The 16,003-nt window shown below is 70.8% G+C and carries 20 protein-coding genes; 2 read left to right on the top strand and 18 right to left on the bottom strand.

The window, feature by feature from the left end; translation table 11 throughout:
- The first annotated feature begins 7 nt into the window (after positions 1-7).
- Both frr and ACFC79_RS28935 read left to right on the top strand, forming a co-directional pair.
- Positions 8-565: a ribosome recycling factor gene (gene frr / locus ACFC79_RS28940; protein WP_376245937.1), complete on the top strand. Its 558-nt coding sequence runs from the start codon at positions 8-10 to the stop codon at positions 563-565.
- Positions 565-1,665: a phosphatidate cytidylyltransferase gene (locus ACFC79_RS28935; RefSeq protein ID WP_376245934.1), complete on the top strand. Its 1,101-nt coding sequence runs from the start codon at positions 565-567 to the stop codon at positions 1,663-1,665. Before frr ends, ACFC79_RS28935 begins: the two co-directional genes overlap by 1 nt.
- Positions 1,666-1,871: 206 nt before the next feature.
- Here the strand turns inward: ACFC79_RS28935 and ACFC79_RS28930 are convergent, their stop codons facing one another.
- From ACFC79_RS28930 to ACFC79_RS28845, 18 genes are all read right to left on the bottom strand, one after another.
- Positions 1,872-3,134 (bottom strand): tyrosine-type recombinase/integrase, encoded by a 1,263-nt coding sequence (locus tag ACFC79_RS28930; RefSeq protein ID WP_376245931.1) that lies wholly within the window; start codon positions 3,132-3,134, stop codon positions 1,872-1,874.
- A 70-nt stretch (positions 3,135-3,204) separates the two neighbouring features.
- On the bottom strand, positions 3,205-3,426 hold the full coding sequence (locus ACFC79_RS28925) for a helix-turn-helix domain-containing protein (RefSeq protein ID WP_376245928.1): 222 nt from the start codon (positions 3,424-3,426) through the stop codon (positions 3,205-3,207).
- Positions 3,427-3,735: 309 nt separating this feature from the next.
- Positions 3,736-5,280 (bottom strand): YfjI family protein, encoded by a 1,545-nt coding sequence (locus tag ACFC79_RS28920; protein ID WP_376245926.1) that lies wholly within the window; start codon positions 5,278-5,280, stop codon positions 3,736-3,738.
- A complete protein-coding gene (locus ACFC79_RS28915) occupies positions 5,277-5,567 on the bottom strand; it encodes a hypothetical protein (RefSeq protein WP_376245923.1) in 291 nt (96 codons plus the stop codon). The genes ACFC79_RS28920 and ACFC79_RS28915 overlap by 4 nt, the downstream gene beginning before the upstream one ends.
- Positions 5,564-6,466 (bottom strand): DNA primase, encoded by a 903-nt coding sequence (locus ACFC79_RS28910; protein WP_376245920.1) that lies wholly within the window; start codon positions 6,464-6,466, stop codon positions 5,564-5,566. Before ACFC79_RS28910 ends, ACFC79_RS28915 begins: the two co-directional genes overlap by 4 nt.
- A gap of 85 nt (positions 6,467-6,551) precedes the next feature.
- Entirely contained in the window at positions 6,552-7,028 is a 477-nt protein-coding gene (locus ACFC79_RS28905) for a hypothetical protein (protein WP_376245917.1), read from the bottom strand.
- Between the two features lie 26 nt (positions 7,029-7,054).
- Positions 7,055-7,207 carry a hypothetical protein gene (locus ACFC79_RS28900; RefSeq protein ID WP_376245915.1) on the bottom strand — a complete coding sequence of 51 codons (153 nt, stop codon included), beginning with the start codon at positions 7,205-7,207 and terminating at the stop codon, positions 7,055-7,057.
- 62 nt (positions 7,208-7,269) lie between these two features.
- Complete coding sequence (locus ACFC79_RS28895; protein WP_376245912.1) at positions 7,270-7,416, bottom strand: hypothetical protein; 147 nt, start codon at positions 7,414-7,416, stop codon at positions 7,270-7,272.
- Between the two features lie 11 nt (positions 7,417-7,427).
- Positions 7,428-7,871, bottom strand: coding sequence for a hypothetical protein (locus ACFC79_RS28890; RefSeq protein ID WP_376245910.1), 444 nt, complete (start codon positions 7,869-7,871; stop codon positions 7,428-7,430).
- Between the two features lie 219 nt (positions 7,872-8,090).
- Positions 8,091-10,115, bottom strand: a complete 2,025-nt coding sequence (gene traB, locus ACFC79_RS28885; RefSeq protein ID WP_376245908.1) for a plasmid transfer protein TraB — start codon at positions 10,113-10,115, stop codon at positions 8,091-8,093.
- 13 nt (positions 10,116-10,128) lie between these two features.
- Positions 10,129-10,665, bottom strand: coding sequence for a plasmid transfer protein TraA (gene traA, locus ACFC79_RS28880; protein WP_376245905.1), 537 nt, complete (start codon positions 10,663-10,665; stop codon positions 10,129-10,131).
- A gap of 15 nt (positions 10,666-10,680) precedes the next feature.
- Positions 10,681-11,073: a DUF3307 domain-containing protein gene (locus tag ACFC79_RS28875; RefSeq protein WP_376245902.1), complete on the bottom strand. Its 393-nt coding sequence runs from the start codon at positions 11,071-11,073 to the stop codon at positions 10,681-10,683.
- A 20-nt stretch (positions 11,074-11,093) separates the two neighbouring features.
- Entirely contained in the window at positions 11,094-12,188 is a 1,095-nt protein-coding gene (locus tag ACFC79_RS28870) for a DNA cytosine methyltransferase (RefSeq protein WP_376245900.1), read from the bottom strand.
- A complete protein-coding gene (locus ACFC79_RS28865; protein ID WP_376245897.1) occupies positions 12,185-13,240 on the bottom strand; it encodes a hypothetical protein in 1,056 nt (351 codons plus the stop codon). The genes ACFC79_RS28870 and ACFC79_RS28865 overlap by 4 nt, the downstream gene beginning before the upstream one ends.
- Positions 13,237-13,704, bottom strand: coding sequence for a hypothetical protein (locus ACFC79_RS28860; protein WP_376245894.1), 468 nt, complete (start codon positions 13,702-13,704; stop codon positions 13,237-13,239). The genes ACFC79_RS28865 and ACFC79_RS28860 overlap by 4 nt, the downstream gene beginning before the upstream one ends.
- Complete coding sequence (locus tag ACFC79_RS28855; protein WP_376245891.1) at positions 13,701-14,021, bottom strand: hypothetical protein; 321 nt, start codon at positions 14,019-14,021, stop codon at positions 13,701-13,703. Before ACFC79_RS28855 ends, ACFC79_RS28860 begins: the two co-directional genes overlap by 4 nt.
- Positions 14,018-14,329, bottom strand: a complete 312-nt coding sequence (locus ACFC79_RS28850) for a hypothetical protein (RefSeq protein WP_376245888.1) — start codon at positions 14,327-14,329, stop codon at positions 14,018-14,020. Before ACFC79_RS28850 ends, ACFC79_RS28855 begins: the two co-directional genes overlap by 4 nt.
- A gap of 706 nt (positions 14,330-15,035) precedes the next feature.
- Positions 15,036-15,773 (bottom strand): GntR family transcriptional regulator, encoded by a 738-nt coding sequence (locus tag ACFC79_RS28845; RefSeq protein WP_376245885.1) that lies wholly within the window; start codon positions 15,771-15,773, stop codon positions 15,036-15,038.
- Between the last annotated feature and the right edge of the window lie 230 nt (positions 15,774-16,003).

Raw genomic sequence — 16,003 nt, 5'->3', positions numbered from 1 at the left:
GCACGTGGTGATCGAAGAAACCCTCCTCGAGGCCGAGGAGAAGATGGAGAAGGCCGTCGTCGTCGCGAAAGAGGACTTCGCCGCGATCCGCACCGGCCGCGCGCACCCGGCGATGTTCAACAAGATCGTCGCCGACTACTACGGCGCGCTGACCCCGATCAACCAGCTGGCCTCGTTCTCGGTGCCCGAGCCCCGCATGGCGGTCGTGACGCCGTTCGACAAGAGTGCGCTGCGCAACATCGAGCAGGCCATCCGCGACTCGGACCTCGGCGTCAACCCGAGCAACGACGGCAATATCATCCGGGTGACCTTCCCGGAGCTCACCGAGGAGCGCCGCCGCGACTACATCAAGGTCGCCAAGGGGAAGGCGGAGGACTCCAAGATCTCCATCCGGGCCGTGCGCCGCAAGGCCAAGGAGGCCCTCGACAAGCTGGTCAAGGACAAGGAGACCGGTGAGGACGAGGTGCGTCGCGCGGAGAAGGAGCTCGACGACACCACCGCGAAGTACGTCGCACAGGTCGACGAGCTGCTCAAGCACAAGGAAGCCGAGCTGCTCGAAGTCTGATGAACGACTCTTCCTGGGGCGCCCCGCAGGGAGCCGGCCACTGGGGTGCGCCCGAGACGCGGGTCGCCCCGGCGGGTCCTGCCCACGATGTGCAGGGCGCCCAGCAGACTCGGCCCATGCCCATCGTGCCGGACATGCCCGACGCAGGCAGAGACGACGCAGGCAGAGACGCAGACGACCGTGAAGACCGGGACCGGGGGGCCGCGCGCCTGAGCGGCGGCCCCCTGTTCCGCGACGAGAAGCCGCAGGAGCCCATGTCCACCGCGCCCCCGTCCCCGCAGAAGAAACGTGCGGGTCGTGATCTGCGAGCCGCCATAGGGGTCGGCGTGGGGCTCGGTGCCGTCATCGTCGCCTCCCTCTTCGTCGTGAAGGCCGTCTTCGTCGGCGTGATCGTCGTCGCCGTCGTGGTCGGCCTGTGGGAGCTCACCTCCCGGCTGTCGGAACGCAAGGACATCAACGCGCCGCTCGTGCCGCTGGCGGTCGGCGGCGCGGCGATGGTGGTGGCCGGATACCTGAAGGGTGCCGAGGGTGCCTGGGCGACCATGGCGCTGACCGCGCTCGCGGTCCTCGTCTGGCGGATGGCGCAGCCCCCGGAGGGCTACCTCAAGGACGTCACGGCCGGTGTGTTCGCCGCCTTCTACGTGCCGTTCCTCGCCACCTTCGTCGCCATGCTCCTGACCGCGGACGACGGACCGCAGCGGGTTCTCACCTTCCTGTTGCTGACGGTGGTCAGCGACACGGGGGCCTACGCCGTCGGCTGGCGCTTCGGGAAGCACAAGCTCGCGCCGCGCATCAGCCCGGGGAAGACCCGCGAGGGACTGTTCGGGGCCATCGCCTTCGCGATGGTCGCGGGAGCGCTGTGCATGGAGTTCCTGATCGACGGCGGCGCCTGGTGGCAGGGGCTGCTGCTCGGACTCGCGGTGGCCGCCAGCGCCACCCTCGGCGACCTGGGCGAGTCGATGATCAAGCGGGACCTCGGCATCAAGGACATGGGCACGCTGCTGCCGGGGCACGGCGGGATCATGGACCGGCTGGACTCGCTGCTGCCGACCGCCCCGGTGGTCTGGCTGCTGCTGGTGCTGTTCGTGGGTTCCGGCTGAGCCGTACGGGACGGTTCGCCGTCCCGGCCCGGGCATTCACGCGTGGGGCCCGCCGCTCCGAGGACGTTGTCCACAGGGCGGCGGGCCCCTGTCGTTCGGTCTGCGACACTGGATGGACCATGCCTAAGCCCGGAGAACTGGCAGTGATCCGACAGCAACCGGCCCTCTACCTGCGCGTTTGGCGCTGGTAGAGGGCCGGTTCCGTACTACTGGGCCGTCTCTGGGCCGTCGGACCCGCCGGGCGTGGGCAGGAAGACCCGGTCAACGGCCTTCCGCGTGCGCTCCTGACTCGATGGCATCAGGTGTGCGTACACCCGCAGCGTCAGAGCCGGGTCCGTATGCCCCAGGTACTGGCTCACGGCCTTGATGCTCTCCCCGGCGTCCAGCAGCACCGAAGCGTAGAAGTGCCTCAAAGCATGCATGCCGTGCTCCCGAGCCGACTCGAACTTGCCGTCGTCGTCGGCACCCGGGATCAGGCCAGCGACCGCCAGCGCGGGCTTCCACTCCTGGATGTTGAAGTTGCTGCGCCACACGACCCCGCTCGCGGTGTTCGTGAACAGGAGTCGCGCCGACACCTTAGGACCGTCCGGCTTCCGCCACGGCAGCGTGATCCCCACCGGCTTGAAGGCGTCGACGTGGGCGCGGAGGGCTTCCGCTACCGAGGGCGGCAGAGGTACGTCTCGCTCCTTGCCGCACTTGGGCGGGGCGAACACTGCCTTCCCTCGGATGAGCTTCACCTGCCGGACCACTCGCAGGATTCCGCCCTCGAAGTCGACCGCGTCCTCGGCGAGCCCCACGATTTCACCCTGTCGGAGTCCGCACCCTGCCCCGGTGTCGACCATGGTCTGGTACCGCTCAGGTAGCGCCGCGCGAACAGCGCGCACCTGGGTGGGTAGCCATGGCACAACGCGGCGTCGCTCGACTGCTGGCGGGCGGACGGACTTCACGGAGCACGGGTTGCGTGACAACAGCCCGTCGTCCACGGCCGCGCTGAGCACCGCTCGTACGTCGCCGTAGATGTTGCGCGCGTACGCGCCGCTTACAGCAGGGTTCGCTTCCAGGATGCTGACGAGTCCGCGGACGTGCTCGGGGCGGAATGAGTCGAGCGGACGAGTGCCGAGGACGGGGAACGCGTGCAACCGCAACCGCTGTTCCGTCACGATCTGGCTGGACAGGTCGGCGGTATGAGCCGTGAGCCATTTCTGAGCGTAGGTCTGGAAGGTGATTCGGGCCGCACGGGGGTCGATGTACTGACCGCGTGACATGTCGGACGCGATGTTGGTGAGCCACTTCTCAGCGAGGCGCTTTTGCCTGTCGGGGAAGCTCTTGGACTGCTCACTGCCATCCGGCCCGATGTACCGGGCGCGGTAGCGGAGGCCGGTGCCGTAGCGGTCGGTTCTGACCCGGCGTTCCTTGCCGTCGGCGTCGGTCTCGGTCTTGTACCAGCGGTCCTGGACGTGGCCGGCCAAGGATGTGCTCCTTCAGATGCAGAGCAGGGGCGCGACCGGTGATGGTCGCGCCCCTGGGGGTGGTGGGCGGTCAGGCAGCGTGGTGTTCGGTCAGCGCGTCGATCCATGCGTGTACGGCGCTGGGGGCGTAACGGAGGTGCTTGCCAACGCGGAATCCGGGCGGGCCAGTGCGCTTCTTCCGCCAGGCGTAGACCGTCTCCAGCGGAACGGACAGAAGTGCTGCGAGGTCGTCGGGGGTGAGGTAGCGGGTGGGGAGTTCGGCGGCGGGCTGGGGCGGTTTGGCGGTTGCCATCGGGCTCCTTCAGCTCGGCCCGGGGTTCGGAAACCCCGGAATGTACTGACAGAACTGACAGAACCTCGCCGTATGCCCTCTGACCTGCGGAGTTGGCCGCTTTCGGCTGCGTGACAAAACCTCAAAAAACTCTGACAGAACCTTGAAAACCTAGGTTCTGTCCGCGTTGGCGGTCCGTGACGGGCTGAGGTTTTTTGAGTTCTGTCAGAGTTTCCGGAGGTTTTGTCACAGCTCCGAAAAAGCTTGTTTGCGCAGGTCACGTGGCTGGTCGGGAGGTTCTGTCAGTTCTGTCAGAGGTTTCGGGGGTTTTCAGGCGGCGCAGGTGATGCGGGGGTGGGTCTCGTAGCGGGGGGAGGGCGGCCGGCCGCCACGGGTGGTGCGGGGCGGCGGGGGCTGCTGGCGGACCCAGCCGTGGTCTTCCAGGAGGTTGAGGGCGGGGTCGAGGTCGCCCATGGCGGGGAACTCGCTGCGGGGCACCGCGCGGAAGAGGTCGCGTTTGGTGAAGGTGGCGGTGCGGGTCTCGGTCAGGTGGGTCAGGAGGGTGTGGGCGGGGCCCTGGGCGGGGTCGGCCTTCATGGCGTTGAAGACGTCGAGGGCGTGGGCGGTGAAGTAGTCCCCGATCTCGGTCGCGGCGGCCATCGTGGCGGCCTCGATCGGCCGGGTCCAGGCGTCCTCGGGATGGGCGGCGAGGTGGAGGAGCCCGGCGATGCGGGCGACGGCCCCGTCGCGCTTGCTGGCCCAGTTCACGATCGGGCGGAGTGGCCCGTCCTCTCGCAGGCGGGATTCGGAAACGCGCTGGTAGGCCAACAGGACCGCGTCAGCCTCGGGGGTGAGGGTCAGTGCGGCGGTCTCGGTCCAGCTCGCGAGGGTCAACGCGAGGCCGCCGAGCTTCTTCGCGTAGATGTCGGCGGTGTCGGGGTTCAGCAGCTCCGGAGTGAGGTTGCGGTAGCCGACGAGGGACTTGGGCTTGGAGTAGAGGAACCGGGCGAGCAGCCCGCGGCCGTCGGCGCCCTTGATCTGCCCGATGGCGTCAAGGACTTCGGGCTGTACGGCGAGGCCCATGGTGATGGCGGGGTTCTCGATGTACTGGGCGTCTCTGGCCTGGCGATTGACGCGGGCCATGTCGCCCGCGTGGCCCTTGAGGAAGATTCCCATGTTCGGGACGCCGGAGTAGCGTCCGGCGATGATCTCGAAGATCTCCCCTTCGGGGGACAGGATGGCGATCCGCCCGTCCTGCTGGGCGAGCAGGGTGGTCAAGCTCTCGGCGGTGACGTCGTCGGCGACGAGCTGGGGCTCGGCCGGGACAGCGGCCCGCTCGGCGGCCTCGGACAGGGAGATGGCCTGGGCGGTCAGGTCGGCCAGCTTGTCGGCCTCGGCGTTGGCGGCCATCTTCTCAGCCTTCTCCGCCGCCGCCTTCGCGATCCGAGCGGAGGCGGCGGCCTCGGCCCGCTGCGGCGCCGTGAGCTCGATCAGGGCCTTCTCGGCGGCGAGGAGCGGCTTGGTCATGAGCCCGAACACGGCTGACTTGCGGTTGCCGGGCGGGAGCGCGACGGCGGTGTAGAGGGTGGCGGGCTCGCTCCACTGCCCGCGCACGGTCACGGTCAGGCGCCCGCCGGCGGCGGTGCCGATGGCGGCCAGCGCGAGGCACCCGGCGAGGTCGACGGGCGTCTGTGTCTCCTCGGCGACACCGGCCGTCATGGCCGCGAGCCAGTCGGGCAGCGCATCGACGGGGAAGACCGGGAGCTGGCCACGCGGGTTGAGCGGCACGGGCTCGTCCCACACGGGTCCGGCGACATCCTCAGGGGTCATCTCCTCGAACCCGGCCCACAGCTCGGGGTCGTGCGGCGGGGTCATGCGGCGTTCCTTTCCTCGGTGGCGTGGAGCGGGCAGAGGTCGCGGTGGCGGGCGTGGTCGTCGATCAGGGCCAAGACCTTGCGGTGCCCTGCGGCGAAGAAGTTCCGGCCGCAGTCACAGGTGCTGGTTGCGGTGGGGGTGGCGCCGCGGGGCGCGGTGATGGTGAGCCAGGCGATCGGGCGGCGCCCGTCCCCGACCTGCGGGGCAGAGCCAGAAGGGACGCCTTCGGCGACGGCCTTTCGGGCGCCCACGGCCCTGGTGGGCCGGGGCGACCGGGCGGCGGTCACGCGGCCGTTCCCAGAGCTGCGGCCAGGCCGTTGGTAACGCAGCGCTCGGCGTACGGGGCGGGCACCCCGACCGCGACGGCGGCGGCGACCAGCTCGGCGGCGAGGCCGTCGAGCCCGCACGGGCCGGGGCACGCGGTGTGCCGCGAGGCGAGGAACCGGGCGGCCCCGTAGGCGGCGGTACCGGCGCCCTGCTCCGGGTGGCCCTTGATACGGCCGATCCCGGTCTCCAGACCGGTCCGGACGAAGGCGGGGGTGTGGCGGCAGCCGGTGGCGACGGTGCGGTCCCATCGGGTGGAAGAGTCCACGGCCGCGCGGGCGGGGGTGGACTCTTCTCTCTCGACGAGCGCGAGGACGGCCGCCGGGAGCGGGACGAGTGTGCCGGTGCCGGGGCCGAGCCACCGGGCGTAGGCCAGCCGGGACTTGATGTCGACCCCGGCCCGGACACCGTTGGCCGACTGCATGGCGCCCCGGTAGATCCAGTGCTCCCCCCGGGTGGTGGGCACGATCCGGGCCGGAGGCAGCGCCCGGCGGGCCCAGGCGACCGCATCGGCGTTGTCGAGGTCGACGACGGTGACCCCTGCCCCGCCGGGGTGGTACCCGACGACGCCTGCGGCACGCCAGGCAGGGGCCCATGTGGGCGAGGTGAGGACGTGGGGGTCGGTGGTGGCGGCTGCCCAGGCGTGGCACGGCCACGGGCAGGCACAGGGGCCGGGGACTTTCATGTTCGGCCGGCCACCGCACCGGGGCGGCCGACCGACGCAGGCCGGACAGTTGCCGACCGGGCCCTTACCGGCCCGCAGGGGCAGCACGGGCACGCCCGCCGTCGCCAGGTCGAGGGCGGTGTCCAGGAGACGCTGCCGACTGGCGCGGTCTCGCCGGATGGGGGTGGGTTGGGTCATGCTGGGTGTCTCCAGTTCTGTAGATGGTGCTGGTGGACAAGGGCGGCCCCGGACTTTGGCGAGACGGGGGCCGCCCTTGGCGCATCTAGAAGGGCGGTTCGGTGTCGGCCCACGGGTCGACGGCCGGGCGGTTGCGGCGTAGCCACCGGGGTCGGTGCGGGAGGCGGACCAGGGTCCAGGCGCAGGTCTCGTCCCAGCAGGTGCAGGGCTCCCATTCGGTGCCCGCGTACTCGCCGGTCTCGTAGTCGCCGTAGTCGTGGTGGTGTCCGCCCTCGCCGCCGCAGGCGGGGCAGTCGGGGCGGGGGGTGTCGGTGAGGACCAGCGTGGGCCGGGGCCAGGTGGAGCGCTGGACGCGGAGCCGTACGGCCCGCCCTTTCGGTTCGGGGCCGTGAAGCATGTGGTTGGTGGCGAGGTGGATTAGGTCGTGTGCGTCGCCGGGGGTGAGGGCCCGGTAGCGGATGCGGACGGTGCATTCCGGGGCGGGGCAGCGCGCGGTGCGCATGCCAGTGAGGCTGGCGACGGCGTCGTTGAAGCGGTGGGCGAGAGGGCGGCTGTCCGGCATCCCGGATGTCCTTTCGGGCTTGGCGGTCAGCAGTCGCAGTTGGCGGTCTTCTGGAGGCAGTCCCAGCAGCGGGGGCAGTCACAGCCGCACGCGCACTGCTCGTGTTCGGGGCCGAAGCCGTCGCAGTAGCAGCCGGACTCGCCGCAGGGCATCGGCTCGGGCTCAGGGCTGTAGGGCATGGGCTTCCTTCTGGGATGTTGGTGCTGAATTCCGGCCTATGGAGGGCAGGTGGTGGCCCGCGTCAGGACGCGGTGGGGCGCGGTCGGCGGGGGACGCGGACGGGCTGGGTGGAGGGACGACTGCCGCTCTCGTCGTTCCAGCGGCCGGGGCCGCTGCCGGAGGGGTTCACGGGCGCCGGGTAGGAGGGCCTGCGCGGGGAGTTCGCCATGGGGTTCCTCTTCACTGGTTGGTGGTTTTGGCCCAGAGGCCGCAGGTGGTGGTGTGGGTGGTGTGGTGGTCCTGGGTGACGGGACCCTGGTAGTGGTGGTGGTGCTCGGTGTGGGCGTCGGCTCGGGCGCGGCCGAGGGAGCGCAGGAGCGATCCGGCGGCGAGGACGAGGACGACGGGTCCGGCCGCGCCCACGGCGAGGGTGACCGGGTCGACCTGGCCGAGCGTGTAGAGCACGAGCGAGGTGGCGCCGCCGACGGAGAGGGCGGCGACGCTGCCGGTCAGCATCAGGGCGCTGGCGTCCGTGGCCTTCTGGGACATGGGCGGGCGGCCGGGCTGGGGGACGGGGGGTGTCGGCCCGTAGGCGGGGAGCGGGGTGGTGTCGCGGTGGGCGGTGGGCCCGTAGGTGTTGGTGATGATCCGTTCGGCTTCGGCGGCGGCTTCGGCGTCGGTCATCGGAAGGGGGACGGGGTGGTTGTCGGGGGGGATGTGTCGGGGGCGGGGAGGGGTGTCCATGGGTGCCTCGCGGGTGTGTGAGGGCCGCCCCTGGGGGTGCGGAGCGGCCCTGTGCGGCGGGGTGTGAATCGGGTGTGCGGGGCGGTGTGCGGGCCGATTCACACGCCGTGTGACGTGGGGATTCGCGCTGTGCGGGTGTGCGGGGTGTGCGGGGCCCTGTCAGGCAGCGGCGAGGGCCGGGAGGAGGCGGTAGACGCCTGCCTCGCCGGTCGCGGCCAGGCGCCCCTCCTCCGCCATCCGCTTCATCTCCTTGGAGACCCAGGAGCGGTCGCGGCCGATCTGCTCCAGGTAGGGGGTCAGGTTCTTCACCGCGACGGTGCCGGGGCCGACGGAGGCGAGCATCCGCACCATTTCGTCGAGGAGTTCGCGGGCTTCCTCGGGCGACGGTTTCGCGGCGGGGAGCGCGGCCGATCCGGCAGCGGCCGGGATTTCGGCGGTCGCGTCGTGCTCGGCGTCCTCGGTGTCGACGAGCGCGGCGACCTCTTGGGCGGACGCCTCCTCCTCGGACCCCGCCAGGGCAGGGGCAGCGGGGAGCGGGGCGCCGGCCGCGCGCTCGCGGCGGCTGGTGAACATCTGGCCCGCGACCTTCTCGGCGGCGGTAGCCGTCACGGTGTCCAGCTCGGGGCGCACGGCCGCGAACTCGCTGACGATCCAGGCGGCGGCCTTCTCGTACTCGCCCGACGGGCCGGTCCAGAACGTGCGGGCGGGGTTGGCGTACAGGTCCTCGTCGACCCCGGCGGAGACCAGGTACACGTACCCCTTGCGCTTGTTGCCCCAGGCGGCGGGGTTGGCGCCCGCGTCCAGGACTTCCTCGGGGAGGGCGAATCCGGCGTCGTCGCCCCGGACTCCGAAGCACATGGCGGCGGGAAGGCTTGCCCGGGTGTCGGTGGAGAGCTGGTAGCCGGACGCGCGCTGCATGGAGATGACCAGGGTGACGCCCGCCGACCGGGCCTCCTGTGCGATGCCGGTGAAGGTGTCCTCGCCCATCTCCCGCAGGAGTTTGGCCGCTTCCTCGAACCAGGCGACCAGGTACTGCAGGCCGTAACAGCCGCACGCCGTGCCGTCCTTGCGGCAGGAGTGGGCGGGGTCGGTCTGCTTTTCCGCGGCTGCGGGCTCCCACGCCCGGTACGCGTGGTCGCGCAGCCAGGCGGCCCGGATCGGGATGATGGCCTGGACGGTGGCGGCCATCGCGGCGGCGGACGCGCTGTCGAGAGCGGCCCAGTCCATCGCCGGGACCAGCGGCATGAAGTCCTGTCCGCCCTTGGCCGCGTCGGCGAGCCAGACCGCAACGTCCTTGCGGGTCAGCAGCTCGAACATGACGTCGAGGGCGCCTTCGGTCTTGCCGGAGCCGGTCATCCCCATGACGAGCATGTGGATCGCGTCGAGCAACGGCAGCACCAGGTCCGAGCCGTCGTCGTACACGCCGACCCGCAGCGGCACGGCGACGGACTGTCCCGGAGCGAACGGGCCGGGCCACCGGGTGGCGTCCTTGAGCATGTCCTCGGGCACGATGACGAACTGGCCCTTCCTGGCGCTGTCGGGGTCGTGCTGGACGCGGATCGCGGTGGTCGGCACGTCGAGCGCGGACGCGATCCGGGGGATGGCCTTGGCCACGTCGTCGTTGGTGAGTTCGCCGGCGGGCAGTTCGTACGGCACGGTCACCCGGTTCGGCTCCACCTTCACGTCCCGGAGCTTGGTGCGGGCGAGCCCGACCTTCTCCAGCAGGCCCTTGTCCGCCTCCGCCCCCGACCCCTCGGGAGCCGAAGTCCGCATGACCTGGCGGATGTTCCACGACAGGGCCAGGGCGGCGCCGCCCATCAGATACAGGTCGGGCAGCGGACCCGTCAGCGGCCCGGACAGGGCGGCGGCGGTCACCCACCCCGTCCCGGCCGCCACCGTGATCGCCGAGTGCAGACGGCGCTGCGGCCCCGACGAACGCCCCGCCCACCACGTCGCGGCCGTCAGTCCCACTGACGCGAGGGTGAGTCCGACGCCCGCCCACGGAGCCCCCTCCCACTGGAGGTTGGCCCCGGTGCCGGCGGCGAACACACCACCGGTCACGATCCATGGCGGGGTGTAGGGCTTGGTCCGGTGCCACAGCCACGACGACATCTTCGACGTGCCGGAACCCGAGTTCAGACGCTCCTCATGCTGCTGAGCCACGTCCTTCTGCTTGCTGCTCATGGCTGGACCCCTCTCAGAACTTGAACGGGTTGCTGGTCGACGGGCGCTGGGGGCGCGGACGCATCAGGTCGGCGTACTCCCGGGTGAACGCGGCGTGCGCGCCGACCGCGCTCTTCGCGGCGGCGGTCGCCCCGTCGGCGGCCTTCTTGAGCTTCCGGCCGACCTTCAACGCCCTCATCCGGGTCTGCACCGGGTTGTCACCCGGCAGCGCCTGTGCCTGGGCGAGGCGGGCCTCCAGGATCTTCGCGGCGATCGCCAGCTCGATCGACGCCTGCAGCATCAGGGCACGGACGTGGTTGCAGTAGGACCGCACGTCGTCGGTGTTGTCGAAGGTCGGCTCACCCAGCAGGAAGTGCGACCCGCCCTGGCCCGGCACCCCCTGCCCCCCAGGCGCCGCCGTGGGGGCGGCGGCCGGGGCGGGGCCCTGCTGCACGTTGAAGTTCAGCCCGAAGGACGGAGCGAAGCCCGTCCAGTTCTTCGTGTTGGTGTTCTTGGTCTGCGGTCCGGCCGCCCCGGCCTGCGGGGGAACGTTGGTCTGGGCAGATGCCATGGTGAGTGCTCCTTTTCAGGCGGAGAGGCAGAGGGCCGCGACGACGAGCGCGGCGATGTGGGCGGTCTGGTCGACGTGGACGGCACCACCGGAGGTGGCCCAGGACTCCTGACGGGCCAGGCGCATCCAGGCCGCTACCGGCCAGCGCCGGTCGATGAACGCGTGCGTGGCACCGATCCACAGGAGCGCGGCCAGGGCGGGCAGCAGCGGAAGCCGCCAGCCCAGGACCGCCGCACCGAGCGCGAGTAGGAGACCGTAGACCGCGACATGGGTGGCGGCGTGGCCGAGGTTCGCCCGCCACCCGGCCGCGCTCGGAAGAGTCTTGTGCTCGGCCTGGTGGTCGGTCTGCAGCGGGTAGTCGGCGATCAGGTGGCCGAGGTAGAGCAGGAACGCGATGTCAGCGAACACGGCTTCTCCTTCAAGGGTCATCAGGCGGCCCCTGCCCGCCATGAGTCGGATTCCTGGCGGGCGACCAACTGCCGTAGCGCGGCGGTGGCCTGCTGCGGGACGACGCCGTTGCCCAGGGCCTTGAGCTGGGCGGTGCGGGAGAGCCCGGGCACGGCGGTGACGTGCCCGGCGGGCAGGCCCATCAGCCACTCGACGAGCGGCGGGTTCAGCCGTCCCAGATCGTCAACTGGCCAGGGGGCGGGGCGGCCGATGACCGCTTCCCACCTTTCGATCGCGGGACCGTAAGCGCCCCATGCAACGTCGGGTTTCCCCGCCCGTAAGTCGCGCTCTGCCGCTCGCCGTCCGCCGACGTCGGGGTCGGCAGCAGTGACCGCGTCGCATCGAGGAGCGTCGGCCCGTACCCCTGGCCGTAGGGAGTTCCGTCCGGCCTGAAGTTCGCCGTGTCCCGCGCGTCCGCCACGACCGGTGTGGGCAGCAGCGAGACGACGTGCCGCAGGTTCATCCCACCCTGTGCCGCGTGCCCGGCCCCGGTCGCCTCCGATGTCGAGGGTGTCGGCAGCAGGGAGGAGACGGCGGTGGGGAGTTGTCCGTTCTGCCCACCGCCGCGCCAGTCCCTGGCTGCCGGTGTCGGCAGGCCAGGCGAGGAGGAAGAGGCGGTTGCGCTGGTGGGCGGCGCCGATGTCCGACGCGCGAAGAGTGCACCAGTCCGCATCGAACCCGAGGGCGGCAAGGTCGGCGAGGACGGTGTCGAATCCGAGTGAAAGGTGCCCTGCGACGTTCTCAAAGACCGCGAGTCGGGGTCGTAGAACGCGAAGGGAACGGGCGATGTGGGGCCAGATGTGACGGGCATCCATGGTTCCCTTCCGTCGGCCGGCGGTGCTGAACGGCTGGCACGGGTAGCCGCCGCAGTAGATGTCGACCGGCTCCACGCCGGTCCAGTCGACCTTGGTGATGTCGCCCAGGTTCGGGACCCGGGGAAGGTGGTGGGCCAGGATGCGGGAGGCGCCCGGGTCGTTGTCCGCGACCCATGCCGGACTGCCGCCGAAGACGGCTTCCACGGCCATGTCCAGGCCCCGGTAGCCGCTGCAGACCGAGCCGATCCGCAGCCCGCTCATGACGCGGCCCCTTCGAGGACGAGCCCGGTGCCGCCGCGGTGTTCCTGGTAGCGGGCGGAGACCCAGCCGACCGACCAGCCGGTCAGCTCGGCAGCGGTACGTACGGGCTGACCGGTCTCGAAAGCGGCCCGTATGACCTTGCGGGCCCGGTCCTCGGAGAGCTTGTCCGCCGGGACGCCGGCCGCGAGGAGCTCGGCACGTTCACGCTCCCACTCGCGCTGTTCACGCTCGGCGCGCTGCTGTTCACGAGCGGCCTGCTCGGCGGCCTGGCGCTGACGCTGTTCGGCCGCCTGACGATCGCGCTGTTCACGCTCGCGTTCACGGCGTTCACGCTCGGCCCGCTGATGTTCACGGGCGGTCTGTTCCTGGGCCAGACGGGCCTCCTCGCGTTCGGCGGCCTCGCGCGCCAGATGGGCCTCGTGCTCGCGCTCGCGTTCGCGTTCGCGTTCCAGGCGTGCCTGCTCTGCCTGTTCACGCTCCCACTCACGCTGTTCACGCCCCGCCAGGTCGGCCGCCTCGCGCTCGCGTTCCCTGGCCCGCTCGGCCTCCTGCCGGGCCTGTTCACGCGCGGCCTGTTCCTGGGCGGCGGCGTCGGCCAGGGCGCCGCCCATGGCCCGCCGCCACGCGGGTCCGGCCTCGGCGACCAGCAGCAGGAGCAGCGGGGGGATGAGGTGGACGACAACGCCGACCAGGTCCAGGCTCAGGGCCGCGTGGCCGATGTTGAGCCAGACCGTGGACAGGCCCGTCACCCACCGGAACGCTGTTGCCCAGGCGCCCGCCGCCACCCCGAACCGGGCCAGCGTCGAGTCGGACTGGAGCCCGAGGATGAAGCAGCCATCGACCGCCACGGCGAGCAGCGGGCCGGTGGCGTAGCCCTCGGAATGAGCATCGATGAACGGTGCGGCTGTCGACATGCTGACCGCGACGACCGCCGCCGTCAGCAGCCACGTGACCACCGTGATGACCCGTCCGGTCCGGACGACCTCACGGGCGTTCGGGGCACCGGTGAACACCCGTGAACGCCCCGTGAACACTTCCCTGCCTGCGCTCACGACCGGCCCCCGTCCACGTCGCGACGCACCCAGCGCCACGGGTCCTCAGTGGCCGTCTGGTCGCTGCTGCGGGGTCCCCAGTGCCCCGGTGCGGCGCCGTTGTCCTCGGCGGTCTGCTCGGCGGCGCGGGCGGTGAGGTGGATGCTGTGGATCTCGCCGTAGTGCAGGAGCACGTACAGCGACCGGGCCGACAGCTCGGCCACCCGCTCACTGAGCGCGGTCACCTCGATGGCGTGGTCGGCGGCGAGGGCGGCCATAGCCCTGTGGGCGTCGTCCAGCTCGGCGCGCAGGATGACGTCGACCGTCTCGGCGGCTTCGGCACGGGCGGTGAGCGCCAGCGCCGACCGGGTGTGACCGGCGAACGCGGCGTCGGCCCGCTCCTGGACCTGAACCGCCCTGCGCCGGGCGTCGTCGCGCGCCGTCTCCAGCGCGCGCAGGCGGCTCGTCGTGATGAAGCGGATCACGCGGCACCTTCGCCTTCCTGCGCCGGGGCGAGGCGCATGTACGAGGTGAGGTCGAGGCGGACGCCGTCGATCTCGTGCCGGACGATCAGCCAGCACAGAGAGCTGTCGGCGCTGACGTGGGACTCGGCGCCCTTGGCGGTGATGCCGAGGGCGTCCAGCCACAGGTAGAGAGAGCCAGGCGCGTCGTGGAACCCGAGGTGGATCGCGCTCGGCTCGGTGCCGGAGATCTGCATGGTGGGGGCGGGCAGGTCCGGGTGGGCCGCGGCGAGGCCGGTCAGCACCCGCAGCGCGGCCGTGGTGTCAATGAGGGCGCTCACGCGGCCACCGCCGAACCGGCCGTGCGGCCCTTCACCAGGCGGACCGCACGGCGCGGGCGCCGACCGTCCGACCGTCGCGTCTGCAGCGGCAGCGGCAGCGTCCGCAACAGCGACTCGGCGTAGGCCGCGGTCTCCGGGTCACTCACCCGAAGCTCGGCCAGCACCGCGCGCGCCACGTCCAGCCGCGCCGCCCGCTCCACGGCGGACTCGACAGCCGGACCGGTGAACAGCTCCAGGTCGATACCGAGAGCCAACTCAACGAACTCGGTCGGGGTAACAGGCTCGCGACCAGCAACGATGTACCTCATGGGTCGTTTTCTCCTTGCGGTAGGACGGCCCGAAACAGCGGCCCCGGTGGTAGGACACCGGGGCCGCGCGCCGTCTAGGGGTGAAGCGGGAAGGAAGTTCTCCAGCTCCCCTCGGCCCCGCCCGTACAGCCGCAGAAACGGCCGGACAGGCGGAGGAGGCAACCGGCCCGCGATAGCCGCGGGAAGTTCGGTCGAACTGGCGGCCCGTACTGCTCGGCCACCGACGCGGAGGGCGTCGTCACTCGCGCAGGTCCAGTGCGGGTGACGCCTTGGTATGTCGTCGGCTCATGCCGACCTCCCAGCGAGGCGGGGACAGGGTTCGGTTCTCTTCGCACGGCGCTGCTCGATCCGGGGAGTACCGAGGTCCCGGACGTCTGAGGTGGCAGCGTCAATGTGTGCCGTGCGGTTCTTTCGAGTCGGTGGCGTAGCTCCCATTTGGGTTGTCGGGCCCCGGTGTGACGGGAGCCCTTTCTCTGCCGACTGGTCTCCACTCGCCTCGGCCGGTGCTTTCACGGCCGTCGTGCTGCGGTGGATCACGCTATGGAGTTGCTGAGCAAGGTCCGCCCACGACGAAGAAGCCCTCGTGGGCTTAGGTTCGCGTGAACCTCCCTAGGGATATTTAAAACAGATCTCCCTAGGGAGGTCAAGCGGGCATGGAAAAAGGACCCGCGACAACGGGTCCTTCGGGGGTTGTGTGCAAGTTGCGTCAGCCGGTGATGTGGTACTCCATGACGTATGCCCCGGCGTCCAGCAGCATCCGGTTCACCTCGACCGGTCTGTCCTGGGCTGTGAGTGCTGTCCGGTAGATCTCGACTACGGGAGTTCCGTCAGCCAGCCGCAGCCGCTCAGATTCTTCCCGGCTGGGCATGCGCGACCGCAGCTCCTCGATGAACCGAACCGGCTTGGCTCCGAGCTCGGCCAAGCGCGCGTACGTCCCGCCTGGTCCGGTGTCCTCTCGGGCGATGGGTGACTCGCGAACGAGGTCGGCCGGCAGGTAGGAGACGGCCGCCTGTACCGGCTCGCCCTCCACCGTGAACAAGCGGTCTCGCACGATGACGGGAGTTTCGTCGGCCAAGCCCAGGACGCGCGCCACGTCAGCCGGGGCCGGGGCCTCGTATACACGAAGGTCCGTGACCTGCATGGGGCGCTCGCCCACGTCGGAACTCCAGATCGATCGTCCCGATCCCCAACCTTCCTGCGCGAGTCGACGGTTCGCGACCCGACGGATCGGCTGAAACTCCCGGACGTACGTGCCGCTTCCCTTGCGGCGCACTGCGAGCCCTTCGCTGACCAGCAGCATCAGGGCCCGACGTGCTGTCTCCTTGGCTACTCCGTACGACTTCACTAGGGCGGGCTCGCCGGGCAGTCGCACGCCGGGAGCCAGATCGCCGGAGCGAATGCGTTTACGCAGTACGTCGGCGATGTCCCTGGCGTTTTCCGCCATTACTCCTCACTTCCCTAGGGTGGTCATTACAGCTTGGCACACCAACCCCCGCCTGCCTGTCGGAGGGGCGGCGCGGGTGATCCCGAGCGTGCTTCCGTGCCCCGCGGATACGCCTCCTCCGGCGCAGCACTCAGTGGAAGCCTGCCCCTGGTCCAGAACTCGTAGATTCATGGAGGGCAGGCAATGGCATCACAGTCCAAGTGCGGCGCTCGAACCAATGCCGGTACGGC

This window comes from Streptomyces sp. NPDC056061, from assembly GCF_042266885.1.
GTDB lineage: Bacteria > Actinomycetota > Actinomycetes > Streptomycetales > Streptomycetaceae > Streptomyces.
The sequence above is the reverse complement of the archived record's forward strand: the minus strand, read 5'-3'. Positions and strand labels throughout refer to the sequence as shown.

Excerpts from the sequence above, each read along its gene's own strand:
- ACFC79_RS28910 (WP_376245920.1), bottom strand. The coding sequence starts at position 6,466 with ATGACCCAACCCACCCCCATCCGGCGAGACCGCGCCAGTCGGCAGCGT.
- ACFC79_RS28935 (WP_376245934.1), top strand. The coding sequence starts at position 565 with ATGAACGACTCTTCCTGGGGCGCCCCGCAGGGAGCCGGCCACTGGGGT.
- ACFC79_RS28845 (WP_376245885.1), bottom strand. The coding sequence starts at position 15,773 with ATGGCGGAAAACGCCAGGGACATCGCCGACGTACTGCGTAAACGCATT.
- ACFC79_RS28895 (WP_376245912.1), bottom strand. The coding sequence starts at position 7,416 with ATGGCGAACTCCCCGCGCAGGCCCTCCTACCCGGCGCCCGTGAACCCC.
- ACFC79_RS28905 (WP_376245917.1), bottom strand. The coding sequence starts at position 7,028 with ATGCCGGACAGCCGCCCTCTCGCCCACCGCTTCAACGACGCCGTCGCC.
- ACFC79_RS28900 (WP_376245915.1), bottom strand. The coding sequence starts at position 7,207 with ATGCCCTACAGCCCTGAGCCCGAGCCGATGCCCTGCGGCGAGTCCGGC.
- ACFC79_RS28870 (WP_376245900.1), bottom strand. The coding sequence starts at position 12,188 with ATGAGCGGGCTGCGGATCGGCTCGGTCTGCAGCGGCTACCGGGGCCTG.
- ACFC79_RS28920 (WP_376245926.1), bottom strand. The coding sequence starts at position 5,280 with ATGACCCCGCCGCACGACCCCGAGCTGTGGGCCGGGTTCGAGGAGATG.
- ACFC79_RS28925 (WP_376245928.1), bottom strand. The coding sequence starts at position 3,426 with ATGGCAACCGCCAAACCGCCCCAGCCCGCCGCCGAACTCCCCACCCGC.
- traA (WP_376245905.1), bottom strand. The coding sequence starts at position 10,665 with ATGGCATCTGCCCAGACCAACGTTCCCCCGCAGGCCGGGGCGGCCGGA.
- traB (WP_376245908.1), bottom strand. The coding sequence starts at position 10,115 with ATGAGCAGCAAGCAGAAGGACGTGGCTCAGCAGCATGAGGAGCGTCTG.
- ACFC79_RS28890 (WP_376245910.1), bottom strand. The coding sequence starts at position 7,871 with ATGACCGACGCCGAAGCCGCCGCCGAAGCCGAACGGATCATCACCAAC.
- ACFC79_RS28850 (WP_376245888.1), bottom strand. The coding sequence starts at position 14,329 with ATGAGGTACATCGTTGCTGGTCGCGAGCCTGTTACCCCGACCGAGTTC.